We start from the raw sequence: 26,144 nt of genomic DNA, 5'->3' as shown, positions 1-26,144 counted from the left end.
CGGACGATGTGTTATCGCAAGCATCTGTAAATGTCCAGGTACGTGTAATTAAAATGTTACAAGCGTCAGTATTGTCCACAACATCAGAAGACACACCAATGATAGTGCCGCCACAATTATCTGTTGCAGTTAACTCTTGCGCCACTGGTACTTCCGAAATACATTCGTAAGTTACATCGGCAGGCGCGTTTGGCGCTACAGGAGCCGTAGTATCAGATACGGTAATTGTTTGAGAAACGGACGATGTGTTATCGCAAGCATCTGTAAATGTCCAGGTACGTGTAATTAAAATGTTACAAGCGTCAGTATTGTCCACAACATCAGAAGACACACCCATGATAGTGCCGCCACAATTATCTGTTGCGGTCAATTCTTGCGCCACTGGTACTTCCGAAATACATTCGTAAGTTACATCGGCAGGTGCAGCAGGTACTACAGGAGCCGTTGTATCAGCCACGGTAATTGTTTGAGATACTGTTGATGTGTTATCGCAAGAATCTGTAAATGTCCAAGTACGTGTAATGATAATATTACAAGCGTCTGTATTGTCCACAACATCAGCAGGCACACCTATGATAGTACCACCACAATTATCTGTTGCAGTCAATTCTTGCGCCACTGGTACTTCAGAAATACATTCGTAAGTTACATCGGCAGGCGCGTTTGGTGCTATAGGAGCCGTAGTATCAGATACAGTGATTGTTTGAGAAACGGACGATGTGTTATCGCAAGCGTCTGTGAATGTCCAAGTACGCGTGATTTTTATGTTGCATACATCAGAATCAATAATTACATCAGAAGACACACCAATAATAGTACCACCACAATTATCTGTTGCGGTCAATTCTTGCGCCACTGGTACTTCCGAGATACACTCGTAAGTTACATCGGCAGGCGCAGCAGGCGCTACAGGAGCCGTAGTATCAGATACCGTAATTGTTTGAGAAACGGACGATGTGTTATTGCAAGCATCTGTAAATGTCCAAGTACGTGTAATGATAATGTTACAAGCGTCAGTATTGTCCACAACATCTGAAGGCACACCCATAATAGTACCACCACAATTATCTGTTGCAGTCAATTCTTGCGCCACTGGTACTTCAGAAATACATTCGTAAGTTACATCGGCAGGTGCAGCAGGTGCTACAGGAGCTAATGTATCCTGAATTGTAAAAGTGGCTGTTGTAGAAGTTTCATTTCCGCAAGCATCTGTTGCAGTAAATACAACAGTTGCCGAGCCGCTTGCGCCACAAGTCTCTATAAAGTTTGTAAAGTTATTTGTCCATACTATTGCCGAGCAATCGTCTGAAGCAACAGCACCACCGTTCGTAGTCAACCAGTTATCTAGTGCTACTTGGTTTCCATTACCGTCACACTCAATTGTTAAATCGGTTGCTGGTGTAATTATACTCACCGGCGTTGGCGCTGTTACAGAAAAAGTTCTTACAGTATTTGTAGTCTCACATGCATCTGTAGCGGTAAACGTAACTGTTGTAGTGCCTCCAGAGCATAATATTGGAGCTGTAGGCGTGCCATACGAGCCAGTTATACTACAGCCACCTGACACAGAGAATTCCGCTAACCAAGCACTAAAAGCTAGATCAATTTCAGCTTGCGTTTCATAGTCACATCCATCTAAAGTTAAATTTTCCGGTATGTTAACTATGCTAGGAGGCGCATTAATAGTTATGGTTTGCGTTGCCGATGCTGAAGCACCGCATTCATCGGTTATAGTAAAAACACGATTTATAACAAGCGGGCAGGACCCAGAAACAGTATCTTGATAGGTAATACTTACTACATTGTCTTCAGTAAATGTACCACCTTCGGCTGTAAATTGAGCTTCGGTAATTATTGATATTGTTTCGCTATAAGGAAGTGCCGTAGCATTACTGTTATTTAGATCGTTAGTTAAGCAACCCTCCAGCGAAAAAGCATTCGGAGCTATAATTGTAGGTGGTGTATTATCTTCAATTAACACATCAAAGGTAGCCGTAGCCGAGCATGATGAGTTAACATCGTTTACGATAACAGTGTAGGTTCCTGTCGATAAATTAGAGATATTTTGAGTGGTTGAGTTACCAGCATCATCCCAAGAGAAGGTGTAATTACCAGAACCACCTGTTACAGAAATTTCAAGAGCCCCCGTACTGGTGTTAGCGCAAGAAGTAGGTGTGTTGGTGTCCAATGTTATACTAATAGTTTCGTAAACGGTAACCGTTATTGGAATTCTGTTCGGACTCACACAATCTAAATCTATGCCTTCTGCTACATAATAAGTGTATACACCTGGCGTAGTGGTACTTGGTGTAATACTTGCTTGTGGCACTGCGTTTGGCGTGTCTTCATAATAAACAAGAATGTAATTTGAATTTGAAGCCGTAGCGGAAAGAGGACTAGCTGTTTCGCCAACGCAATAGGTTGCATCCATTGCTGAAATAGGTGTGGATGTAATATCTTCTATATTAATAGTAAATTCATAGTAACATGTAGAGGCGCCAGGAGGTACGGCATAATAGGTGCCTGCAACCGCTGGAAATGGATTTGATGTGTTGTATAAAATACTATTTGGAGTAAGTGGATATTCGTTATAGAATTTTGTTCCCGGAGGAAATTCTCCACTTACATCGGATACAGGAATTGGTGTAGTACCAATGTTGCAATAAAAGAAATCTCTTACCGCAGAGAAATTAGCACAATTATCATTAACAAATTGCGTGGAATTGATAGGAATAACCGTTGGCGTTGGAATAGGTTCACCAATACATGCTCCGTTAGTTTGATATCCTTGTATTAAAGGTTGGTTAAACGTTGTTTGCGAGGTACCACCAACACCACTTATAGACCCCAGCAAGGACATGTCGTTTCCACAATTGGCGTTTACTAATAGGGCACAATCGGTTGTAGCTACTAATTCAAATGATAAGGTAGCTAAAATATCGTTTACGTTGTTTGGAACTGGTAAGGTACCAATTTCCCAGACAATTGATCCTGTGGCACCCAAAGTTGGATTGAAGTAAGGAGCTGGAACAGATGAGGACACTGGCGGGTTTACCGAATAATTGATACTTAAATTATTATAGGTAGCCGTGTAAGGAATAGGAAGCGTAATAACAGCATTATTAATAGCTTCGTTTCCTTTATTTCTAACCGTTACCTCGTAATCTACTACCTGACCAGGAAGCACTTCAAAAGGCGTTGGATTGGGATTATTGTTAATTGCAGTATTTACCAAAATACCCTCGGCATCCGGAACATAAGCATCTACAGCAAAGGTTGTATTAAAAATAATATATGTATCCTGTGTAGAACCATACCTAAAGCGGGTAGAGGTTTGGTTATTATCAATAATGTCATTATTATTATTTGGAACATCAAACATAGCAATGTCCAAACCGGTATTGTTTAACCGATTTAAATTACGTGGGTTGCCACCTGTTTGAATGGATGAATTAAAAAAGTTAGTAGTAGAGTTTCCTGAATGACTTAAACGTTGGAATTGGTTATTGGACTGTCTTAAAATTTCAAAATAATCTCCGGTAATGTTAACATCACCCTCACCGGCCATCATGCCTAGCTTAATATTTACATTCCCGTTTTGTACGGCCTGGAAACCAGTTACATCAAAGGTGTGTTGCACAGTTGCATTACCTTGTACGTAGGCGTAACCGTCAAAAACAGTAATGTCGCGCCATTTCATTTTAGAATTTTCGTAAATAACAACCATACCCCAGCCACCGTAGTAGCCTGTGCTACCGCCATCGCCCTCTGAAAGTGCAATATCAGCCACGTAGTAATCACCCGTTCCAGCATTCTGAACCAAGTTAGTCACCTCCACATAACCGGCAAACATACCATCATCTCCAGGGAAGTTTATATCGTTGACATCGGCTACCAAAGTTTGGTAAGATTGGCCAGGCCCTTTAAATTTTATAGTTCTTCTTTGTAAGTTGGTAAAATTCGAACTTAAATTTCTACCTGTCCAATACAGACCGGCATAAATAATATTTGAACAACTCGGATTGGCACCATTTTCAGTTGATAAGTTTAAACGAGCCATGGAAGAGTTATAAGTAGACGGATCGCCATCCACATCAACATATTCCATGTCGTTATTACTATTACTTCTATTGTCTCTATAGTTTTCTAATGTTAGGTTGGTATTACCAATCATGGTAAAGTCACCCTTAACACTATAAACAGTTTTGTTAGGCGTAAAATCCGATGCCCTTGGTGTAAAAGGCTTTCTAACTTGACTGTAACCATAAAAACTAGCTCCTATTAACAAAATTGTTACCAGGATGCTTTTAAGGAAATTTCCTTTAGCAGGAACTAGATTAGCATTTAGTTTTTTCATCTTTATAATAATTAATTATTATTATTGGTTTTAAGCAGGATTAACTACTTTGTAAAAAGTAGTAGGGATATTATTGGCGTTAATAAGAAAGTTTCTAATTTGAGCGTCGGAACATTCAAACAAGCATTTTACGTATATATATTGTAATGAGGAAAATCCGTTTATTCGAGAGACATCAAACCTGGTATTTAATTCAGATGGTCTGCTTAAGGTAATTGTAATTACTTTTACTTCTCGAAAAAGGGAATTGTTAGTCTCGGCAACACGAAAGGAATTTGCATCCAAAAATTTTAAAACGGTAGGGCGTTCATCGCCGGTTACATTTATGATGCGATTTTCTTCAACATAAATAGTAGGATTTTTCCCGTGCAAAAGGCCATCAGGAAACGATACGGACGACCTAGACGTATTACCGTTATAGTTGTCGTCATAAATTCTTGTAATGTTGTTTTGGGCAAAGCCACTAGCACTAAAGAAAAGTGATAACGTAAAAACTGCCAAAGCAATTTTAAGCGTTGCATTCAATCTGTTTTTCATAATTACGGATATATAAATTCTTTAACTTTTATGTAAAAGCTAATAAATCAAGTGAATTTAAAACCTATGCAAAACACTAACTAGTGCCATTACATAGGAGTCAATTTTCTAAAAATGGTGAGAGGGATCCTTTTAAGGACCTTGAAGGTTTTAAAATTTTAGATAATTTTGAAATCATTGATTAATAGCTTACGAAACAAATTACGCTCGTAAATTTTGTGTGGTCAAAAAAAAATGTTAAATAGCTAATAAATTCGTTTAAAGGAATAATTGTGCATTTTTGTCGACAAATAAATAGCGTTGGTCGACATGTTTTTAATCGTAGCTTAAAACCTGTTGCCTTCCTGTTTAAACAGGCTTATATGGTGCGTAAGGTTATTTTTAATTGTAATTTTTTAAATAAAAAAACACTAAAATAGTAGTATTTTAACCCCAACAACCCACTTTAATTGTATTATCATGAAAACACTTAGCCTAGTACGGCACGCCAAATCATCGTGGAAACTGGATTTACCCGATGCCCTGCGTCCGCTTAACAAACGCGGGTTAAAAGATGCCGCTAAAATGTCTAGCTATTTAAAAGCCTTACATTTTAAACCCGATTTTTTAATAGCTAGTAATGCAGAAAGAGCCAAACACACAGCCAAAATATTTATAGATACGTTAAACCTAGCTCCCGATATTTGTAAATTTACACACGAATTATACGATTTTTCTGGAAGTTATGTTATGCTGCACATAAAAGAATGCCCAAACCACGTTAATCATTTAGTTGTATTTGGTCATAACCATGCCATAACACACATAGCTAACACACTAGGGGATAAATACATTGACAATGTGCCTACCTGTGGCGTAGTAACTATTAATTTTGATGTGCTACAATGGCAAGCCATAAAAAAAGGAATTACCACACAGTTTTTGTTTCCAAAAGGCCTAAACAATTAAAAAATAAATACCTTTATAAGCGGTCGTGGTTTTATTTAAGTAGATAGAATATATTTGCCCTTATAGTAACATATAATATGAAGAAACAAGCATTATCCAACAGATATATAAACAGAGAAGTTAGCTGGCTGCAATTTAATGCACGAGTGTTGCAAGAAGCGGACGACGAAACCGTACCGCTTATTGAAAGGCTTCGCTTTCTGGGGATATTTTCAAATAATTTAGATGAGTTTTTTAAGGTACGCTATGCTACGGTAAAGCGCATTGTAGAGGCTGGTAAAGGGGGTAAAAGCGAGCTAGGAGGTATAAAGGCAAACGAACTTTTAGATATTATTACCCAAATAGTTATTAAGCAGCAAAGTGATAGCTTGGAAATTTTAAGCAAAATACACAAACAGCTTGAGGCCGAAGGTATTTACATAATTAATGAAACGGAAATTTTACCATCGCAACACGATTTCATAAAAAATTATTTTCATCAAAAAGTAAGTCCGGCATTGGTAACTATTATTTTAAGCGATCAGGTGGAGTTGCCAAACCTAAAAGATAGTGCGGCCTATTTGGCAGTAAAATTATCTTTAAGTGAAAAGGAAAATCAGTTTGCGCTCATAGAAATAGCGAAAGCCATGGACCGTTTTGTAGTACTGCCCAAACAAGATGGTAAAAGCTACATTATTATGCTGGACGATTTACTGCGCTATTGTTTAGATGATATTTTTAATATTTTCGATTACGATCATATTTCCGCCCACATGATTAAAATTACCCGCGATGGTGAGCTGGATTTGGAAAGTGACTTGAGTAAAAGCTTTATTGAAAAAATTTCAGATAGTGTAAAAGATAGGCAAATAGGAGAACCCGTGCGTTTTGTTTACGACAAAACTATAGACGCCGAAACATTACAATACCTGCTTAATAAAATGAATATAGAGCCCACAGATAGTAAAATTCCTGGAGGGCGCTATCACAACAGGCGCGACTATATGGATTTTCCAAGTTTAAGGCGTACCGATTTGTTGTACAATAAAATAGAAGCACTACCCGTAAAAGGTTTAAGTTTTCAAGAAAGTATTTTTAAATCTATTGCGCTAAAAGACTACTTAATACACACCCCATACCATACGTTTTCTTACGTGGTTAAATTTTTACGCGAAGCAGCATTAGATCCCAAAGTAAACACTATTAAAATCACAATCTATAGGCTGGCGCAAATCTCGCACGTAGCCAGCTCTTTAATTAATGCGGCCAAAAATGGAAAAAAAGTTACGGTAGCCATTGAAATTCAAGCTCGTTTTGATGAACAAGCCAACATTGACTATGCCCAGCAAATGCAAAACGAAGGTGTCCATTTAGTATTTGGTGTACAAGGTTTAAAGGTTCATAGTAAAATGTGCGTTATTGAACGTCTGGAACAAACAAAAATAAAACGTTATGGCTTTGTTAGTACCGGGAATTTTAATGAAAGTACTGCAAAAATCTACACGGATTACACGTTGTTTACTGCCAATCAAAAAATATTAAAAGATGTAAACAAAGTGTTCAGCTTTTTTGAAACCAATTATAAAATTTATCGCTATAAACATATTATTACCTCGCCACATTACACAGAAAAAACGCTATTCCGATTAATAAATGCTCAAATAGTAAATGCTTCTTTAGGGAAACCAGCACAAATACGCTTTAAAATGAATAGCCTATCTAGTTACCGAATGGCAGATAAATTATACGAAGCTAGTAGGGCCGGCGTAAAAATTCAGATGGTGGTACGCGGTATTTGTTGTTTAATTCCGGGTGTACCAAATATGAGTGAGAACATTGAAGTAATTAGTATTGTAGATAAATTTTTGGAACATTCTAGATTGTATATTTTTGGGCCAGATAACGATGCACAAATTTATATCTCTTCGGCAGATTTAATGACGCGAAATATTGAAAATAGAGTAGAAGTAAGTTGCCCCATTTACGATCCAGATATTAAGCAAGAATTACTGGATAATTTCCATATTTTTTGGAGCGCTAATGTAAAAGCACGTATTTTGGATGAAGCACAATCCAATCAATATAAAGAAAAAAAGGAACCAGTAGTTCGTGCACAATTTGCCATTTACGAATATTATTTAAACAAATTAAAAAGTTAGCATGCTAACCATTAAAAAGTACGCAGCCATAGACATTGGATCCAATGCGGTCCGTTTGCTTATTGCTAATATTATAGAGGAAAAAGGTAAAGCAACACGTTTTAAAAAAAGTTCACTGGTACGTGTTCCCATTCGTTTGGGTTCAGACGTTTTTATAAAGGGTAAAATATCTAAACACAACGCCGAACGCTTACAGGATACCATGCATGCTTTTAAGCTGCTCATGAAATCGCATAATGTTCTAAAATATAAAGCATGTGCCACTTCGGCCATGCGCGAGGCAAGCAATGGACAAAAAATTGCAGCGCGTATTGAAAGCGACATTAATATTAAAATTGATACCATTGCAGGCGAAGAAGAAGCTGCCATTATAGCCGCAACAGATTTAAACGCCTATATTAAACCTGATAAAACCTATTTATATGTGGATGTAGGTGGTGGCAGTACCGAATTTACCATTATTCATAATGGAACGTCTGTAGCATCCAAATCTTTTAAAATAGGAACAGTACGACTGCTAAACGACATCGTAAAAAATGAAACCTGGAATGAATTGGAGTATTGGATTAAAAAACAAACCACTAACTACGATAAAATTGCTGTTTTGGGTACAGGCGGTAATATTAATAAAATTTTTAAAATTTCAGGGAAAGCTTTGGGTAAACCGCTAACCTATTTTTATTTGTCATCCTACTATAACACGCTGCAAACCTATTCCTATGAGGAGCGAATTTCGGAATTAGATTTAAACCAAGATCGCGCCGATGTTATTATACCGGCAACACGTATTTATTTGTCGGCCATGAAATGGAGCGGTGCTAAAGATATTTATGTTCCAAAAATTGGTCTAGCCGACGGCATTATTAAAAGTATCTATTACGAAACGGTTACAAGTAATACACAGTAAAAATCATGCAGTTTATCTTTTTATTACAATATATTTAAGAAATTAATTTATATTCGTGGAACTTAACCAATTTTAAGACCGCGTTAAACTTTTATAATCATGAAAAAACAATTACTATTTTTAGGTGTTGTATTAATTACAACTTTTTCTTTCGCTCAAAATGCTATGTACGGTGTTCGTGCAGGTATAAATGTGTCTAATTTAGACTTTGAGCCAGATGCCACATTCGATAACCAACACCGAAATGGCTTTGCCATTGGTTTCTTTGGCGAGTACAACTTATCGCCTGTTATTGCTTTAGCACCAGAATTACAGTTTTCTGCTGAAGGGGCTAAAGACAGATCTTTGCGAGTAGATTACATTCAAGCGCCTATTTTAGTAAAATTTAAAATTGGCGATAGGCTTTCGGTTGGCGCAGGGCCACTGGTAGGTGTTAAAGTACATGAATTTGAAGATGGCTATGCTAATTTTGGATTTTCGGGAGTTGGCGCTATTGAAATTATGATAACCGACGAATTTTTTATCGATGCGCGTTACCACTATGGCGTTACCAACATTTTAGAAGATAACATAATTGGTTTAGAAGCCACTAATACAAACATACAAATAGGTATAGGTGTAAAAATATAATACGTCTGTAACTTGCTATTTGTCATAAAAAAAGTCCAATACTTAATTTAGTATTGGACTTTTTTTTTTATGTAATTAACCGGATTGTGTTTAACCGTGAATGGTTTCTTTTTTGCCTAAATCCTTCATAATTTCAGCTTCAAAGGCTAGTAATTCTTGCCATTTTTGGTCTACTTCCTCGCGCTGGCCATACTGCCTAGCAAAGCTTAAAAACATCGTGTAATGGTTGGCTTCACTTACCATTAATCGTCTGTAAAATTCAGCTAAATCTTTATCTTCTAACTCTAAAGATAATAACCTAAACCGTTCGCAACTTCTGGCTTCTATTAAGGCGGCATATAGTAATCTGTGCACTAATTGTGTCGTTCGGCTGCCTCCTTTTGGAAAGAAGGTGGTTAACTTAATAACATATTCGTCTTTCCGGTCTCTACCCAATGTCCAGCCTTTCTCTATAATACGATCATGTACCATTTTAAAATGGCTAATTTCTTCTTTTACTAATGCGGTCATTTCCTGAACCAACTCTGTATATTCAGGGAAACTAACTATTAACGATATAGCTGTGCTGGCAGCTTTTTGCTCGCAGTAGGCATGATCTGTTAAAATTTCTTCTATATTTTTTTCTACTATATTTACCCATCTAGGGTCTGTTGGTAATTTTAATCCTAGCATGCTATTTTTTTTAAAAACTTATTTTATAATTTTATTACTTTATTTCCTTCCTGATCCAATCTTTTTGTTGCCTAGTATGCTGTTGAAATTTATTTTTAAATATCCAATCCAAAGGTTGTTTTTAAAACTTCAATCGCTGGGTTTTTAGTCTTTAATTTTTCGTACTGTTCCAAGGTTGTGTAGGCGTACTGCTTTTCTTTGGCTTCGTTTACTTTAATATCTAAATGAATGTCGTAATTATTAAGACTTTTTCTAATGAAGTTTAGTAACTCGTAGGATTCTCTTTCAATCTCTATTTTATTGGTTTCGTTTGGAAATTCTAATTGAATGGCAGTACCTTTAACTTTAGGAACATCAATAGATAGGATAGCGGCTAAAATAAACTTACCGCGGGCTTCTAATTCTTTTATAAAGGCATTCCAAACGGCAATTAGTTGGGTTTCTGTAAAAGCGTCTTTTGGTAATTCGGTTTCCTCAATTACCACATCCATTTGGCGTATTTGATGCTCTTTCTTGGCCCGAATGCTTTTTAAGGACAGGCCAGAGGTAGCCTTCTTTTTTGTTTCTGAGGATAGTACAGGTTTTTTGGTAGTAATGGGCTCTGACACAGCACTGCTTGCAACCGCTTGAGGTGTGCTAGATGCTTCTGGGCTAACTGATGCACTTAATTTGGAAGTTTCTGGCGGCTTTTTATTAACCTGAACAGGTGTCACACCTATTTTTTTAAAATAGTGCGGCGGAATTATAAAGTGTTTAGAATTTTTTTTTTCTCCATCGAAAGTGATAGAGGCAAGTTGCATGAGGCAAAGTTCAACCAGTAGGCGCTGGTTTTTACTAGATTTATATTTTAGGTCGCAATCATTTGCAAGTTCAATAGCTTTAAACAACATGGCCTGTGGCGCTTTTCGCGATTGCATTAAGTAGGTGTCTTTAGTTTCGTCGCCTACCTCAAGCAAATCCACGGTACTTGGATTCTGACAAACCAGTAAATCTCTAAAATGCGAAGCCAGACCAGCAATGTAATGATGCCCATCAAACCCTTTGGCTAGCACACTATTAAATTGAATCAGCAATTCGGGTATTTTATTTTCCAATATAAAATCGGTACTCGTAAAATAAGTTTCGTAATCTAAAACATTTAAATTTTCGGTTACGGCTTGGCGCGTTAAATGTTTCCCTGAAAAGCTAACTACACGGTCAAAAATTGATAAGGCGTCGCGCATGGCGCCATCTGCCTTTTGTGCAATTATATGTAGCGCATCGTCTTCGGCTGTTATACCTTGCTCTTCGGCAATATATTTTAGGTAGTTTTTAGCATCCTTAACGGTTATTCGTTTAAAATCGAAAATTTGGCAGCGGGATAAAATAGTAGGAATAATTTTATGCTTTTCCGTGGTAGCTAAAATAAAAATACAATGTACCGGTGGCTCTTCTAATGTTTTTAAAAACGCATTGAAGGCCGAGGCCGAAAGCATATGAACCTCGTCAATTATATAAACTTTGTATTTACCTACTTGCGGCGGAATGCGCACTTGGTCGGTAAGGTTTCTTATATCATCTACAGAATTATTAGATGCGGCATCCAGCTCAAACACATTAAAAGCAAAGTCTTCATCTTCCTTTTCGCTACCATCGCTATTAATCATTTTTGCTAAAATTCTAGCACAGGTAGTTTTGCCAACACCACGAGGTCCTGTAAAAAGTAATGCTTGCGCTAAATGATTGTTTTCAATAGCGTTTAATAAGGTATTTGTAATGGCTTGCTGGCCAACAACGTCCTTAAACGTTTGTGGTCTGTATTTGCGTGCCGATACTACAAAATGTTCCATTATTACTTACTTTTTAGTACACAAATATACAATAAAAATACCTGAATAGCGTGTATGGTTTTTTATAAATATACCATAACTAAAACTCGTTTTGGCTGTTGTTTTTTCTATTTAGTTAGGCTCGTGAGAATTATAAATTTAAAAATAAATTACATTTTCGGTATTTAGTATTGTAACTTTGTGCACGAGCAAATTGCCTTACCGCGCCAAATTTATTTTGGTGAGGAAAGTCCGAACACCAAAGCGCAAACATAGTGGTTAATGGCCACCAGTTGAAAAATTAGGAAAAGTGCAACAGAAAGAATGTACAGGTAATGCTGTAGTGAAATCAGGTAAACTCTATGTGGTGCAATGTCATGTAAACCAATTTTTTAAATCGGCTATCTAGCTGGTTTAAATGCGTGCGGCGCGTACGTTTATTGGAGGGTAGGCAGCTAGAGTGTATTGGCAACAATGCATCCAGATAAATGGTAAGGGCTTTTTAATTTATTTTAAAGAGTACAGAATTCGGCTTATAGATTTGCTTAAAAAAACAGGCTCTTTGTATTACAAAGAGCCTTGTTTTTTTATTCATTGCTTCCTGTTTCTTCGGGGTTTTCAAAAAAACTAAATACATTACCACCGTAGCTTTTAGAGTAACTATAGTATTCTAAATAGCTTAAATTTGTATGTTTGGAATGCTCTATAATTAAAACTCCTTCATTTTCTAGTAATTTATTTTTAAATACCAAAGCGGGTATATTGCTAAAATCTTCCAAAGGGAACGCGTATGGCGGATCGGCAAAAATGATGGTAAATTTAGGGAGATTTGTACTTTCTAAATATTTAAAAACATCGCTTTTTAGTACCTGAATGGGCATATTAAACTCTGATGCCGTTTGGTTTATAAATTTCACGCAGGCATGGTGGGTATCTACGGCCGTAATATGTTCCGTGCCTCTGGACGCAAATTCGTAACTAATATTTCCTGTTCCAGAAAACAAATCTAACACAGAAACAGCATCAAAATAATAGCGATTATTTAAAATATTAAACAAGGCTTCTTTAGCCATATCAGTTGTGGGCCTTACGGGTAATTTTTTAGGTGCCGTTAGTCGCCGTCCTTTGTATTGACCTGAAATAATGCGCATTAAAAACTAGATATTAGTGTGAAATTTTGGTGCTTATTTTCTGTGGGTATTGCTAATTTATAATAGTCCTTACGCTGTCCAAAATGAACGTTACGCACATATTTATGAGTTATTTGGTATAACGGATCTGTTTCCGTTATAGCTCCTAAAAAATATAAGTCCAAACTATCTGGAGTAAGTTGAAGTTGTTCTGCTGTAAAGAGTAAATAATATATAAAATCTTCTTTTGTACGGTATTCAAAACTATTGTATAATTCTAAACTACCTGCTTTTATTGCAACAATTTCAAAGTGATTTTTTGCTACATGCACATACAGACACGTGCTGCCTTTACTTTGTGTTTGTTGGAGTACTTGTTCAATTAGTATTGTGGAAAAGTGTTTGTACGAAAACGCACCAAAATGTTCAAAAATATAATTATTAATATTTACGTAGGGCACATAAACATTTTTGCACTGGGCATTTGCTATGGTATCGAAACTAATAAAATCAGATCGTAAAATTTTGGCATTAAATTTTAGATAATCCGCCAAATGGTCTTCACTAAAAAGAGGATCGGGTACGACAGCTGCTAATTCGTTTTCGTGAATAACCTGAATGTCGTTAAAATCAGCTTGTAGGGGTTTTTCTGTTTCAAAGGTTTCCTTTAATAAATCTAGAATTTTATACGGATTTTCAGGTTTGTTAGTATTTACCGTTTTTAAATAAACAATGGCTTGCTTTTCAATGTCTAGGATACAAAAAGAAAGTCCATTCAAACTAATTTGAATGGACAAGTTCTGTTTATGTGGTTTGGATGTAATTTTATTCGTTGTCGCCATAGGTTTTTGGCCAATTTCCGTTCGTTTTAACCTCTGTCATGGATCCCACACGAATGGCATCGCCATTAACAGCATCTACAGAAATAACCTGATTTTCTTGTAAAATTAAATCTCTATCCTGATCATTTAAAATAACGGCTTTCTTAACAAAGGCTTCAAATACAGGTATTTTCACATCGTCTTCTTCCAGGAAACCAGCACTCATTTCAAATTTCGCACCAGGCTTGCCTACTGGTACATTCATCATTTCTTTGTAGCGTGCAGAGGTTCCAAATAATGAATCGCGTACAGGCACAAAATTTAAGGTATCAATTATGGTACTATCTTTCATTGTTTCTACACCGCCATAACGTTTTGTAAGCGCCACATCCAATACAAGGGTATCGCGACGTTGTGTAATGGTATATTTTGAAGTATCTATAAACTGAATTAAATTTTCAAAATTTGGTGCAAATACACCAGTTACTTGTCTGTGAGCCAATTGTGCATCACGAATATCAATAAGGCGTTTAATAACTTCAGCGTAACGTTCCTTTTTAACTTGGTTAAATTGGATTGGTTTATATACAGACATGAAAGTTTGGTAGCCTAAAATACCAATTAGCACCCATAGCGCTACGATTAATACAGGTTTAAATTTAATTGGAATAAATTTGTCTACAAGCCAAACTAAACCAATGGTTACTGCTATTACCGCAACTACTATCAGAATTATTGTTACCATAGTCTTTTTAAAATAAATATTAAGGTTGTACGCAAATCTACAATTTTTTTTTAATCGCAAAAGGCAATGAGGCTAAAAATCATTGTTATCTTTGGTGTTAAATTTAAAAAGCCCTTCTGCAAATGAATGCCAATACGTTTTATGCGCTTGTAAAACAGCAGTTTCCGTTTCAACCAACTTTAAAACAGGACATTGTTTTGCAACAATTGTCTGAATTTATTTTTTCAGACAATAAAAACGCACTCTATTTGCTAAAAGGCTACGCCGGAACGGGTAAAACTACTATTATAAGCGCTGTTGTTTCCAATTTATGGAAGGCAAAAAAAAGTGCTGTATTATTAGCACCAACAGGCCGAGCGGCAAAAGTAATTTCAAACTATGCTAAAAAAGAGGCATTTACAATTCATAAAAAAATATATTTTCCTAAAAAAGAACGAGGTGGCGGTGTTAAATTTGTAAAACAACCTAACAAACACAAAAACACCATTTTTATTGTAGATGAAGCTTCTATGATACCAGATACGCCAGGCGATTCGAAGTTTTCCGATGGTAATTCACTTTTGGACGATTTAATGAGCTACGTTTATTCTGGCCACAAATGTAAATTGCTTTTAATTGGCGATACTGCCCAACTACCACCGGTAAAGTTAGATTTAAGTCCGGCTTTGGATGCTAATATTCTGTCCTTAAGTCATAATAAAGAAGTAACTAAAATGGAGTTGGATGAAGTGATGCGACAAGCTCAAGATTCTGGTATTTTAGTTAACGCCACTCATTTACGAACCCTGTTGGACGACACTTTTTTTGAAAATTTTAAATTTAAGTTAAAAGGTTTTACAGACATTGTTAGGCTTGTAGATGGTTATGAAATTATGGATGCTATTAGCGATGCCTATAGTAATTTGGGAAACGAAGAAACCGCGATAATTGTTAGAAGCAATAAACGAGCCAATTTATACAACGAACAAATTAGAAGTCGTATTTTATTTAATGAGAATGAACTATCGGCAGGCGATTTTTTAATGGTAGTTAAAAACAACTATTTTTGGGTTAAGCCAAATTCAGAAGCCGGCTTTATTGCCAATGGTGATATTATTGAAATACTAGAAATTTTTAGCATTAAAGATTTATATGGATTCCGATTTGCTGAAGTAAAAATACGTATGGTAGATTATCCGCGAATGGCTCCTTTCGAAACCGTGTTGATGCTGGATACTATTACCGCAGAAACACCTTCATTACCTTACGAGGATTCCAATAGGCTGTATCAAGAGGTTATGGAGGATTATGCACATGAAACCAGCAATTACAAAAAGTTTTTAGGGGTTAAAAACAACAAGTTTTTTAATGCCTTACAGGTTAAGTTTTCGTATGCTATTACGTGTCATAAATCGCAAGGAGGCCAATGGAATACGGTTTTTGTAGAGCAGCCGTATTTACCCGAAGGTATAAATGTAGATTACCTGCGCTGGTTGTACACAGCAATTACCAGAGCCAAAGAAAAACTCTATTTAATTGGTTTTAAAAATGAATTTTTTAGCGAATAGTTTGGGTAGTAGTACCATTCAATAAACCTATAATCTTTTCCAAACTTTACCCGAAACTAACAAGTAGTGCCGTAAATTTTGCTATTTTTGAAACACCTACAACTATATGAAACTGCAAAGCATAAACAGTTTTAAAAAAAAAGCTGTGAACGCTTGGCTAGATTTTTAAAAAAAGTTGTTCTAAGAAAATAAATACCATACATGAAAGTAATATCCATGATACCCGCGCGCTACAAAGCGTCTCGTTTTCCAGGCAAACTCATGCAAAATTTAGCTGGAAAAACGGTTATTTTAAGAACCTATGAGGCCACCGTAAATACACAACTCTTTGACGATGTTTATGTGGTAACAGATAGTACCATTATATACGACGAAATAGTAAGCCATGGTGGAAAAGCCATTATGAGCAAAAAAGAGCATGAATGCGGAAGCGATAGGATAGCAGAAGCTATTGAAACCATGAGCGATGTAGATATTGTGGTTAACGTGCAAGGCGATGAACCTTTTACTGAAGTAACGGCTTTAAAAAGTTTAATACATGTGTTTCATGACGACACACATAAGGAAATTGATTTGGCCTCTTTAATGGTGCGTATTACAGAATGGGAGGAAATAAAAAACCCGAATACCGTAAAGGTAATTGTCGATCAAAATAATTTTGCTCTTTATTTTTCCAGAAGCCCAATTCCTTATGCGCGAGATACACGTGTAGCGGTACCTTATTTTAAGCACAAAGGCGTTTATGCGTTTAGGCGTCAAGCCTTATTGGATTTTTACAATTTGCCTATGTTGCCTTTGGAGGCCTCCGAAAAAATTGAATGCATCCGGTATTTAGAGTACGGAAAAAAAATTAAAATGGTAGAAACCAATATTCAAGGTGTGGAAATAGACACACCAGAGGATTTAGAATTAGCAAATAAATTGTGGACATAAATTACCAACACATACAAGTAGTTGGTTTTGATGCCGATGATACCCTTTGGGTAAACGAAACCTATTTTAGAGAAGCCGAAGCAGCTTTTGGAAACCTATTGTCTTCCTACGAAACATTAAATAAAATAGACCAAGAATTGTATAAAACACACATTAAAAATTTAGCTATTTATGGCTATGGTGTAAAGGGTTTTGTACTATCCATGGTAGAAACAGCCATTGAAATATCTAATAACGCCATAAATGCCCAAACCATGCAAGCCATTTTGGAAATAGGGAAAGATATGCTGGAAAAACCTATTGAACTGTTGGAAGGCGTGGAAGAGGTGTTAAGCCAGTTAGCATTAAAATACAAATTAATACTGGCTACTAAAGGCGATTTGCTGGATCAAGAGCGCAAATTAAAAAATTCGGGGTTACTAGATTTTTTTCATCATATTGAAGTTTTAAGCGACAAAAAAGAGGATAATTATTCCAGACTCCTAAACCATTTGGATATTAAACCATCACAGTTTTTAATGATAGGAAATTCTTTAAGGTCCGATGTGTTACCGCTTTTAAACATAAAAGCACAAGCCATACATGTCCCTTTTCATACTACTTGGGTCCACGAGCAGGTAAAAGATTTAGAAACAAATGGGAAATCTTATAAAACAGTTAAAAATTTAAAAGCCTTACCAGAATTGTTACTTTAGTGTCTGTTGCTTTCAGAAATTATAACGATATTTATAAATTGAAATTAGCCCTAATAAAAGAATAAAAATTAATAATAGAAGCTTTAAAAGCCTTGTTTTTCTATTTGAAGAAGCGTTTTACATGAGTTATAAAAATTATCCCATGGTGTCTCGAGTGGTGTTTGGTCGAGGCAGTTTTAGTCAATTAGCCGATATCTTGGCTCCTAAACGTTTAGGCATAAATGCCCCCTTTATTTTTTTAATAGACGATGTTTTTGAAAAAAATGTTGCGCTACCAAGCCCTATTCCCACAGGGTATTCAGATAAAATTATATTCATTTCGGCAAATGAAGAACCCAAAACATCACAGGTAGATGCATTAGTAGAAGACATTATTCTTACCAGTAAAGAATTGCCTTCAGGTATTATTGGTATTGGTGGCGGTACCGTAATGGATATGGCCAAAGCGGTGGCTATTATGCTAACAAACAAGGGTGAAGCAAAAGATTATCAGGGTTGGGATTTGGTTAAAAATCCAGCTATTTATCATGTGGGCATTCCAACTATTTCTGGTACCGGAGCCGAGGTTTCCAGAACTACCGTTTTAACGGGGCCCGAGAAAAAATTGGGGATTAATTCAGATTTTACACCATTCGATCAGGTTATTTTAGACCCGGAATTAACAAAGGACGTACCCAAAGACCAGTGGTTTTATACAGGCATGGATTGCTTTATTCATTGCGTGGAGTCGCTACAAGGAACTTATTTAAACGCATTTAGCCAAACCTACGGCGAAAAAGCATACGATTTATGTTGCGAACTATTTTTAGATAATACGCTTGCGCCAGAGGTTATGCAAGATAAACTCATGATGGCTTCTTGGCATGGCGGAATGAGTATTGCCTATTCGCAGGTTGGTGTTGCCCATGCCATGAGTTACGGACTGGGGTATGTATTAGGAACCAAACACGGTATTGGAAATTGCATAGTTTTTGACCATTTGGAGGAATTTTATCCAGAAGGCGTAAAAATTTTCAAAGCAATGAAGGCTAAACATGGTATTTCGTTACCACAAGGAATTTGTGCCGACTTAACCGAAGAACAATTTGACGCTATGATAAATGTGTCCTTAAGTTTAGTGCCGCTTTGGGAAAATGCGCTGGGTAAAAATTGGGATAAAATTATTACCCGAAGTAAATTACGTAATCTTTACGCCAAAATGTAGCATGCAAAAAATAGCAGCGTTTATTTATTTTAAACTGTTGGGCTGGCGCATTACCGGTAATAAAAACTTTTCTAAACATACCGTAAAGAAAGCGGTGCTTATAGCCGTACCACATACAAGCTGGCACGATTTTTACATTGGTGTTTTATTAAGAAAAATAGTAGGTGTTAAATCCAACTTTATTGCAAAAAAGGAACTGTTTGTTGGTCCATTTGGCTGGTATTTAAAAAGTATTGGTGGTGCCCCAATAGACCGCGGAAGCAAGCAAGACAAAGTAAAAGCTATTGCACAACTTTTTAAAGATAATGAGGAGTTTAGGTTGGCGCTAGCGCCCGAAGGAACACGGAAAAAAGTGACCGAATGGCGCACCGGCTTTTACTTTATTGCTAAAGAAGCCCAGGTGCCTATTATTATGTTTACATTAGATTTTAAAAATAAGGAAAATAGGATTTCACAACCGTTTTATCCTACAGATAATATGGAGGCAGATTTTAAACACATGAAAGCCTTTTTTAAAGGGGTAGAAGGTAAGGTTGCAGCTTACTCCTAAAAAAAACAGACGCTATGGAAACATAGCGTCTGTTTTTTTTGAGATAGAGCAGGTCTAGTTTTCTTGCATGGTGTGATAAACATTTTGCACATCGTCGTCTTCCTCTAATTTTTCAAGAAGTTTTTCAACATCGGCAGCTTCTGCTTCACTTAATTCCTTGGTTACTTGTGGAATGCGTTCGAATCCAGACGATAAAATTTCAATATTACGACGTTCCAATTCGGCTTGGATAGCACCAAAATTTTCGAAAGGCGCATAAATTAAAATTCCGTCGTCGTCTGCAAATACTTCTTCTGCGCCAAAGTCTATAAATTCCAGTTCTAGTTCCTCTGGATCTAAATCGCCAGCTTCAATGCGAAAATTACAAGTATGATCAAACATGAACACCACAGAGCCCGAGGTGCCCAAACTACCATCGCATTTATTAAAATAACTGCGAACATTGGCTACCGTGCGTGTGTTATTATCGGTAGCGGTTTCAACTAAAACGGCAATGCCATGCGGCGCATAACCTTCAAAAATAACCTCTTTGTAGTCGCCTTGACTTTTATCTGATGCTTTTTTTATAGCACGTTCCACATTGTCTTTAGGCATATTTACGGCTTTCGCGTTCTGAATTACGGCACGTAATCGGGCGTTCGAGGCGGGGTCTGGGCCACCTTCTTTAACAGCCATAACAATGTCTTTACCAATGCGCGTAAACGCTTTACTCATGGCAGACCAACGTTTCATTTTTCGTGCTTTCCGGAATTCAAAAGCTCTTCCCATAAACTTAAATTATATTAAATTGTTTGTAACGTGTTTTGTTTTATTCAAGCTTCTAACTTGTATTTAGGCAACAAATTTAAAAAAATAAAGCAATTGCAAATACTGCAAAACCAAAAATCATGCTTGTAACAGTTTCTAGCTTTATTGTGTTAAGCGTCTTCCTCGGGTATTACAATAGCATCAATAGCTTCGGCTAGTTTAAAATCTTTATGGGTAACGCCGCCAGCATCATGGGTGGTTAAACTAATATTTAAAACGTTATAGGTGTTGCTCCAGTTAGGATGGTGGTTAAGCGTTTCGCAGTCGAAAGCTATACGGCTCATGGCACTAAAACAGTCTTTAAAATTGTCGAATTCAAATTCGGCATGAATGGCGTTATCTTGGTAGTGCCATTCTGGAAAGCGCAATAGTTTTTTTTGGATCTCGTCTTCGGTTAATTTACTCATAATTGTCAATATTTATTTCTACTAATATGGCTAAATTATAAAGGATTACCAAACTATACTTCAATTTTTGTTAGAAAATCGTTACTTTCAAATTGCAAGTGTGTTGGTAGCAAATTGTATTTTGGTAAAACAGCTAAATACCTATCGTTATTGGTTGTAAAAACGTTTTTAATTAAGGCTTTAGGCTGTGCCAACTTTTGTAAAATGTCTTTAATAAAGGCATCATGATGCACCAAATCTGTGCTACCCAAATGAAAAATTCCTGTTTTATTTTGGTTTATTATAAAGTGTATTTGTTGGGTTAATTTGGTATCTATGCCAATGTTTAGAATTAAATTAGGAAACACCTCAATAGGTTCTTTATCTTTTAAAAGTGTTTTTATGGCCTGCAATCTGGGAGACATTTGCCCGAAAACCATGGGAAGCCTAACAATAATTGCTTGGTGTTTAGGCAGGCGCAGCAGCATGTTTTCAATTTTTATTTTAAAATGGCCGTATATACTTTGGCTAAACGTTTTATCGGTTTCGTAGCTTGGATATTTGCTGTAAGAGTAGAAAACATTAGCCGAAGATAAAAACAACAGTTTACAACCGTTGGCCTGTACGTATTGAATAAGATGCGTGTGCGCCAAAATTTGGGCATGAAAATTTCCGCGTAATGCCGAAATTATAAACGTTGGTTTTACCTGGTTTAAAATTTCGAATACATCGTCCGTTTCCACATCGTACTGATAAAAATGCTGATTTGAAGCGTAAGATGTATTGGCTGTTTTATAAGTACCATAGGTATTGTAATAAGGGCACAGTTCTTTGTATAATGCGTTTCCTATAAATCCGCTGGCGCCTAAAATTAAAATTCTATGTTTTATTGGTGTTGCCCACATGGCTTTGTTGCCTGTTTTGTTGTTTTAGTAATTGGTATATTCGTTTAAACTTCTGTAAACAAAACAGTCACATAAATAGTGGTTATGTGACTGTTAAAGTTTTACATGTTTTAAGTTGAACACAGTTGCGAATACATAATATTCCTGTGTTTTAGCTATAATTAACCCTTGTAAAAAGGTAATTTAACTATTGTTGCTGGAACCGCATTTTTCCGAATTTGAATGTAAATTGTATTATTTACGCCGTTAAATTCTGATGCTACATACCCCATACCAATTCCTTTTTTAAGCATTGGCGACATGGTTCCAGAGGTAACATGACCAATTTTGTTACCAATGGCATCTACAATATCGTATCCGGCTCTTGGAATTCCTTTCGTGTTTATTTCAAAAGCTACTAATTTTTGTTTTAGTGGCTGCTCTTTTTCCTTTTTTAAATTTTCGGAGTTGGTAAATGTTTTAGTGAACTTGGTTATCCAACCCAAGCCAGCTTCAAATGGCGAAGTAGTTTCGTCTATATCATTACCGTATAAACAATATCCCATTTCTAAACGTAGCGTGTCTCGTGCTGCAAGTCCAATAGGTTTTATACCAAAGTTAGCGCCAGCTTCTAGCACAGCATCCCAAACTTGCTTTATATCATTGTTTTTACAGTAAATTTCGAAACCACCACTTCCGGTATAACCAGTTGCCGAAATAATAACATTATCGGCACCTGCAAAAGTACCTTCAACAAAATTGTAAAATTTAATAGCAGACAAGTCGTGTGTTGTTAAGCTTTGCATGGCCTCAATAGCTTTAGGGCCTTGAATGGCTAAAAGGGAATACGCATTGCTTAAATCTGTTAGTTTAGCGCCAACATCATTTTTAGATACCATCCAATTCCAATCCTTCTCAATATTACCAGCATTAACTACCAATAAATAAGAATCCTCTTTTAATTTATAAATAATTAAATCGTCAATTATGCCACCTGTTTCGTTAGGAAAATAACTGTATTGGGCTTTTCCAACGGTTAGTTTGCTTAAATCGTTACTGGTTATGCTTTGAAGTAATGCCAAGGCATGAGGCCCTTCAACAAGAAATTCTCCCATGTGCGAAACATCAAAAACACCAACTCCTGTTCTAACCGTTTCATGTTCAATGTTCACGCCTTCGTATTGTACAGGCATATTAAAACCTGCAAAAGGAACCATTTTAGCGCCTAAGGATTCGTGTACTGACGATAATGCTATACTTTTCATATGTATTGTATTTATGAGGTCTTTTTAATTATACGTTTAAAGCTGCAAATGTATTGAATTTTATCTGGTTTTGAAGCAGACCAGTCGTTTTTAAATACCAAAAGCAACCGACTAAAAGCTGGGGTAACAAGGCTCATTTTTAGACTATTTTTAAAGAGTTATGATTTATAATTTTTATGTTTAGCTAGCTTAAATAATATGAATGCAAGTTTTATTATAGGTGTGCCTAAAGAAAATTAATACACAAAAAAAAGCTGTTTTAAAACAACTGTAAAAAGTGTGTTTTGAAGTTTTTTGTTTTCTTTTTTAACCTTAACTTGCCTGTTATTGGTGGTTTATTTAACATGTGCTACCAAACAACAACTTCAAATACATAAATTAAATATGAAAATATTTTCGGATGAACAGGTTTACGAGGGCGATAAATTTACAGCACAAAAGCAACAAATTACTTCTATAGAATTAATGGAGCGTGCTGGTATACAAATTTTTAATTGGCTGCATTTACGCATGCAAGGCGCCCAAGTACCCATTCATGTTTTTTGTGGTATAGGTAACAATGGTGGTAATGGCTTGGTGGTGGCACGGCATTTAGTAAATCACGGGTACAATGTGCATACTTATGTTGTGAATTTTAGCGATAAACGAACCAAAGGTTTTTTGGTTAACTACGATTTAATGAAGCAAACACAAAAAAAATGGCCTACTTTAATTGGACCAAAAGATGATTTTCCAAAAATTGGACCAGACGATATTATTTTGGATGCTGTTTTTGGTGTTGGCCTTAACCGACCTGCAGACGACTGGGTGGTGCATTTGTTTCAGCATTTTAAAGCCTCTAAAGCCTTTGTTTTATCTGTTGATATACCTTCGGGTTTAAAAACAAACGCGGCACCAGTTAAGGACACAGATGTAGTTTGGGCAAACCACACATTAAGTTTTCAGTCGCCCAAATTGGTGTTTTTCCTAGAAGATACGGCAAAATTTACGGCACAATGGGAGGTTCTAGATGTGGGCATAGATCCGGAATATCTTCAAAAAACAAACACGCTTACAACTTTAATAACCAAACAAGACATTTTACCTGTTTACAAACCACGAAAACCATTTTCGCACAAAGGCACCTATGGTCATGCCTTGCTTATTGGTGGTAGTTACGGAAAAATTGGTGCAGTGCAGCTAGCCAGTCGTGCAACTTTGGTATCTGGCGCCGGACTGGTTACGGCTTTTGTGCCAAAATGTGGTTACCTACCGTTACAAAGCAGTGTTCCAGAATTAATGTTAATAACCGATACTAATGATACTTGTATAAGTAATATAGCTATTCCAATAGAACCAACCGTTATTGGGATAGGTGTTGGCATGGGTACAAGTGAAGAAACTGCATCAGCATTTACAGATTTTTTAAACCAAAATACAAAGCCATTAGTGATTGATGCCGATGGCTTAAACCTATTGGCTAAAACACCTGCTTTAATGGAAAAGTTGCCAAAATACAGTGTTTTAACGCCTCACGCAAAAGAGTTAGAACGCTTAATTGGTAAATGGAGTAATGATTTTGACAAGCTAGATAAAGCCATTAATTTATCAGAAAAATACAATATAATATTGGTATTAAAAGGCAGGTTTACACTTATAGTTTACAAGAAAAATTTGTACATAAACGCTACCGGTAATCCCGGTTTGGCAACGGGTGGCACTGGCGATGTGCTTACAGGAATAATTACCGGGTTAATGGCGCAACAATACGAGCCACTTGAAGCTGCCATTTTTGGTGTGTACTTACATGGTAAATCCGCAGATATCGCGGTACAAGATTTTGGCTATGAGGCCATGACGGCCTCACGTGTTATTAGTTACTTACCAAAAGCATTTTTAGATTTATTTGTAAAGCCCGAGCCACCTAAAACTGCTAATAAACAAGACGATAAAACAACTAAAAAATAAATTGGTGTACTCGTTTACTCAAAGAATGTGCGCATGATAATAAAAAAATGGGATGCCAAAAGCATCCCATTTTTTAAAGCGTAAATAACGTTATACGTTTAATTCTGTAAGCAATGTTTTTAGCTCGTTACTAGAGGGGCGAGGCGCGTCTGGCGACACAATATTGCCATCTGGATCTATTAAAATAAAGCGAGGAATACCATTAATTTTATAGGCTTTAATAAATTCTGTTTGCCAACCCTTTGGTGCGAAAAGTTGAATGCCACCAAGTTCCTTTTCTGCAATCATAGCTTTCCAGGCTTGGCGTGCCTTATCCCATGACTTTTGGTGGGCACGGTCATCGTCAATAGACAGGCTTACAAAATGGATATTTTTATCGTGATAGTCTTTTTCTAAAGCCTTCAAAAATGGTATTTCTGCCTTACATGGTCCGCACCAAGTTGCCCAAACATCTATATAAACGTACTTGCCAGCTAAATCGGCTAATGAGGTTGTACTGCCGTCGTAATTTTCAAAGTCCGAAAACATCGGGGATGGCGCGCCTTTAGGTAATTCATTTCTTAAAGTTATGGACTGTCCAATAAACGATTTGTAGGTTTTAAGCATAGGCTCCAAACTTTTATTCGCACTATTGGTAATCATGGTGTCAATAGCTTTGTTGGCGTTGTAAAAGGTGCTTAATTCATTTTTAATGGCATTCAGTGTCGAATCCAGAGCTGCCATATCCGAAATATTTTTTAAGTCATCAATACGCAATAAAGCTTCTTCTTTTAAAGATTTTTGTGCCAAGAAATTGTTTTGCTCGGCTCCTGTACCTTCATAACGAATACTTTCATCAAACATTTCGGTATTTAAACTTAAATTTAATTCGTAGCCATTTTTTAAGAAGATGGAAGTCGATTCGGCACCGTCAAATAAGTTATAAATTCCCGGCGACACTTTTAAGGTATCGGAAAATGTACCATCAGGTTTCAGAAAAATTGTTTTCGAATAATCGGCAGAACGTATTAATAACGAATCGCTATTTTGTTGTAATATTTTCCCGGAGAGAGTTACATACTCTTTTGGGGCTTCTTTTTGGCAGGCAAACAAGGCCAATCCTGAAAGAACTAGTAAGGCTTTTTTCATATGATTATAAAAATTGTTTTACCAAATGTATAAATTTTGAAGGATTTTAAACAAAATTTCAAAATTTGTTTGCAAACTACATATTGAATGCAGATTTTTGGGCTT

Annotated in this window: 22 protein-coding genes and 1 other RNA gene; 11 read left to right on the top strand and 12 right to left on the bottom strand. The window is 36.4% G+C overall.

The annotated features are described in order from the left end of the window. Together ACFSQP_RS04440 and ACFSQP_RS04435 are read right to left on the bottom strand one after the other, a co-directional pair. Positions 1-4,357: HYR-like domain-containing protein (locus ACFSQP_RS04440; RefSeq protein ID WP_376892096.1), on the bottom strand; the 4,357-nt coding region annotated here is incomplete at its 3' end. A 30-nt stretch (positions 4,358-4,387) separates the two neighbouring features. Then, entirely contained in the window at positions 4,388-4,894 is a 507-nt protein-coding gene (locus ACFSQP_RS04435; protein ID WP_376892094.1) for a hypothetical protein, read from the bottom strand. 459 nt (positions 4,895-5,353) lie between these two features. Here ACFSQP_RS04435 and ACFSQP_RS04430 point away from each other — a divergent pair, with 459 nt between their 5' ends. The 4 genes from ACFSQP_RS04430 (at position 5,354) to ACFSQP_RS04415 (ending at position 9,517) form a co-directional block, all read left to right on the top strand. Beyond that, a complete protein-coding gene (locus ACFSQP_RS04430; protein ID WP_376892093.1) occupies positions 5,354-5,842 on the top strand; it encodes a SixA phosphatase family protein in 489 nt (162 codons plus the stop codon). A 77-nt stretch (positions 5,843-5,919) separates the two neighbouring features. Further along, positions 5,920-7,980: a polyphosphate kinase 1 gene (ppk1, locus tag ACFSQP_RS04425; protein WP_376892091.1), complete on the top strand. Its 2,061-nt coding sequence runs from the start codon at positions 5,920-5,922 to the stop codon at positions 7,978-7,980. A gap of 1 nt (position 7,981) precedes the next feature. Then, on the top strand, positions 7,982-8,887 hold the full coding sequence (locus tag ACFSQP_RS04420; RefSeq protein ID WP_376892090.1) for a Ppx/GppA phosphatase family protein: 906 nt from the start codon (positions 7,982-7,984) through the stop codon (positions 8,885-8,887). 99 nt (positions 8,888-8,986) lie between these two features. Then, positions 8,987-9,517, top strand: coding sequence for a porin family protein (locus ACFSQP_RS04415; RefSeq protein WP_376892089.1), 531 nt, complete (start codon positions 8,987-8,989; stop codon positions 9,515-9,517). 90 nt (positions 9,518-9,607) lie between these two features. Here ACFSQP_RS04415 and miaE read toward each other — a convergent pair whose 3' ends face one another. Both miaE and ACFSQP_RS04405 read right to left on the bottom strand, forming a co-directional pair. Further along, a complete protein-coding gene (gene miaE / locus ACFSQP_RS04410; RefSeq protein ID WP_376892088.1) occupies positions 9,608-10,189 on the bottom strand; it encodes a tRNA-(ms[2]io[6]A)-hydroxylase in 582 nt (193 codons plus the stop codon). Positions 10,190-10,284: 95 nt separating this feature from the next. Continuing rightward, the gene (locus tag ACFSQP_RS04405) at positions 10,285-12,018 is read right to left on the bottom strand and encodes a DNA polymerase III subunit gamma/tau (RefSeq protein ID WP_376892087.1); all 1,734 of its coding nucleotides are present in this window, start codon (positions 12,016-12,018) and stop codon (positions 10,285-10,287) included. Between the two features lie 185 nt (positions 12,019-12,203). Here ACFSQP_RS04405 and rnpB point away from each other — a divergent pair. Continuing rightward, positions 12,204-12,549: RNase P RNA component class A (rnpB, locus tag ACFSQP_RS04400), an RNA gene on the top strand. A gap of 35 nt (positions 12,550-12,584) precedes the next feature. Here the strand turns inward: rnpB and ACFSQP_RS04395 are convergent. From ACFSQP_RS04395 to ACFSQP_RS04385, 3 genes are read right to left on the bottom strand one after another with little or no spacing between them, the layout of a single operon-like run. Continuing rightward, positions 12,585-13,148: an RsmD family RNA methyltransferase gene (locus ACFSQP_RS04395; RefSeq protein ID WP_376892086.1), complete on the bottom strand. Its 564-nt coding sequence runs from the start codon at positions 13,146-13,148 to the stop codon at positions 12,585-12,587. Continuing rightward, a complete protein-coding gene (locus ACFSQP_RS04390) occupies positions 13,148-13,969 on the bottom strand; it encodes a DUF3822 family protein (RefSeq protein ID WP_376892085.1) in 822 nt (273 codons plus the stop codon). Before ACFSQP_RS04390 ends, ACFSQP_RS04395 begins: the two co-directional genes overlap by 1 nt. Next, complete coding sequence (locus tag ACFSQP_RS04385) at positions 13,953-14,693, bottom strand: hypothetical protein (protein WP_376892084.1); 741 nt, start codon at positions 14,691-14,693, stop codon at positions 13,953-13,955. Before ACFSQP_RS04385 ends, ACFSQP_RS04390 begins: the two co-directional genes overlap by 17 nt. Before the next feature lie 122 nt (positions 14,694-14,815). Between ACFSQP_RS04385 and ACFSQP_RS04380 the strand changes: the two genes are divergently transcribed. The 5 genes from ACFSQP_RS04380 to ACFSQP_RS04360 all read left to right on the top strand — a co-directional run bounded on the left by ACFSQP_RS04380 (position 14,816) and on the right by ACFSQP_RS04360 (position 19,622). Beyond that, positions 14,816-16,240 (top strand): ATP-dependent DNA helicase, encoded by a 1,425-nt coding sequence (locus tag ACFSQP_RS04380; protein WP_376892083.1) that lies wholly within the window; start codon positions 14,816-14,818, stop codon positions 16,238-16,240. 201 nt (positions 16,241-16,441) lie between these two features. Further along, positions 16,442-17,173, top strand: coding sequence for a 3-deoxy-manno-octulosonate cytidylyltransferase (gene kdsB / locus ACFSQP_RS04375; protein ID WP_376892081.1), 732 nt, complete (start codon positions 16,442-16,444; stop codon positions 17,171-17,173). Continuing rightward, a complete protein-coding gene (locus tag ACFSQP_RS04370) occupies positions 17,164-17,868 on the top strand; it encodes an HAD family hydrolase (RefSeq protein WP_376892079.1) in 705 nt (234 codons plus the stop codon). Before kdsB ends, ACFSQP_RS04370 begins: the two co-directional genes overlap by 10 nt. A gap of 121 nt (positions 17,869-17,989) precedes the next feature. Next, on the top strand, positions 17,990-19,072 hold the full coding sequence (locus tag ACFSQP_RS04365) for an iron-containing alcohol dehydrogenase family protein (RefSeq protein WP_376892076.1): 1,083 nt from the start codon (positions 17,990-17,992) through the stop codon (positions 19,070-19,072). Between the two features lies 1 nt (position 19,073). Then, positions 19,074-19,622: a 1-acyl-sn-glycerol-3-phosphate acyltransferase gene (locus ACFSQP_RS04360; protein ID WP_376892074.1), complete on the top strand. Its 549-nt coding sequence runs from the start codon at positions 19,074-19,076 to the stop codon at positions 19,620-19,622. Between the two features lie 54 nt (positions 19,623-19,676). On the opposite strand, the gene ACFSQP_RS04355 is transcribed toward ACFSQP_RS04360, so the two are convergent. The 4 genes from ACFSQP_RS04355 to gcvT all read right to left on the bottom strand — a co-directional run bounded on the left by ACFSQP_RS04355 (position 19,677) and on the right by gcvT (position 22,964). Beyond that, positions 19,677-20,390, bottom strand: a complete 714-nt coding sequence (locus ACFSQP_RS04355) for a YebC/PmpR family DNA-binding transcriptional regulator (RefSeq protein WP_376892073.1) — start codon at positions 20,388-20,390, stop codon at positions 19,677-19,679. A gap of 149 nt (positions 20,391-20,539) precedes the next feature. Then, positions 20,540-20,836, bottom strand: a complete 297-nt coding sequence (locus tag ACFSQP_RS04350; protein ID WP_376892072.1) for a 4a-hydroxytetrahydrobiopterin dehydratase — start codon at positions 20,834-20,836, stop codon at positions 20,540-20,542. A 53-nt stretch (positions 20,837-20,889) separates the two neighbouring features. Continuing rightward, positions 20,890-21,720, bottom strand: a complete 831-nt coding sequence (locus ACFSQP_RS04345) for a sugar nucleotide-binding protein (protein ID WP_376892070.1) — start codon at positions 21,718-21,720, stop codon at positions 20,890-20,892. Positions 21,721-21,881: 161 nt separating this feature from the next. Next, positions 21,882-22,964 carry a glycine cleavage system aminomethyltransferase GcvT gene (gene gcvT / locus ACFSQP_RS04340; RefSeq protein ID WP_376892069.1) on the bottom strand — a complete coding sequence of 361 codons (1,083 nt, stop codon included), beginning with the start codon at positions 22,962-22,964 and terminating at the stop codon, positions 21,882-21,884. Positions 22,965-23,348: 384 nt separating this feature from the next. Here gcvT and ACFSQP_RS04335 point away from each other — a divergent pair, with 384 nt between their 5' ends. Beyond that, positions 23,349-24,911, top strand: coding sequence for an NAD(P)H-hydrate dehydratase (locus ACFSQP_RS04335; RefSeq protein WP_376892067.1), 1,563 nt, complete (start codon positions 23,349-23,351; stop codon positions 24,909-24,911). A 90-nt stretch (positions 24,912-25,001) separates the two neighbouring features. Here the strand turns inward: ACFSQP_RS04335 and ACFSQP_RS04330 are convergent, their stop codons facing one another. Then, entirely contained in the window at positions 25,002-26,039 is a 1,038-nt protein-coding gene (locus tag ACFSQP_RS04330; RefSeq protein WP_376892066.1) for a TlpA family protein disulfide reductase, read from the bottom strand. Between the last annotated feature and the right edge of the window lie 105 nt (positions 26,040-26,144).

The organism is Bizionia sediminis, from assembly GCF_042684585.1.
Taxonomy (GTDB): domain Bacteria; phylum Bacteroidota; class Bacteroidia; order Flavobacteriales; family Flavobacteriaceae; genus Algorimicrobium; species Algorimicrobium sediminis.
This window is presented reverse-complemented; position numbering and strand designations above follow the sequence as displayed.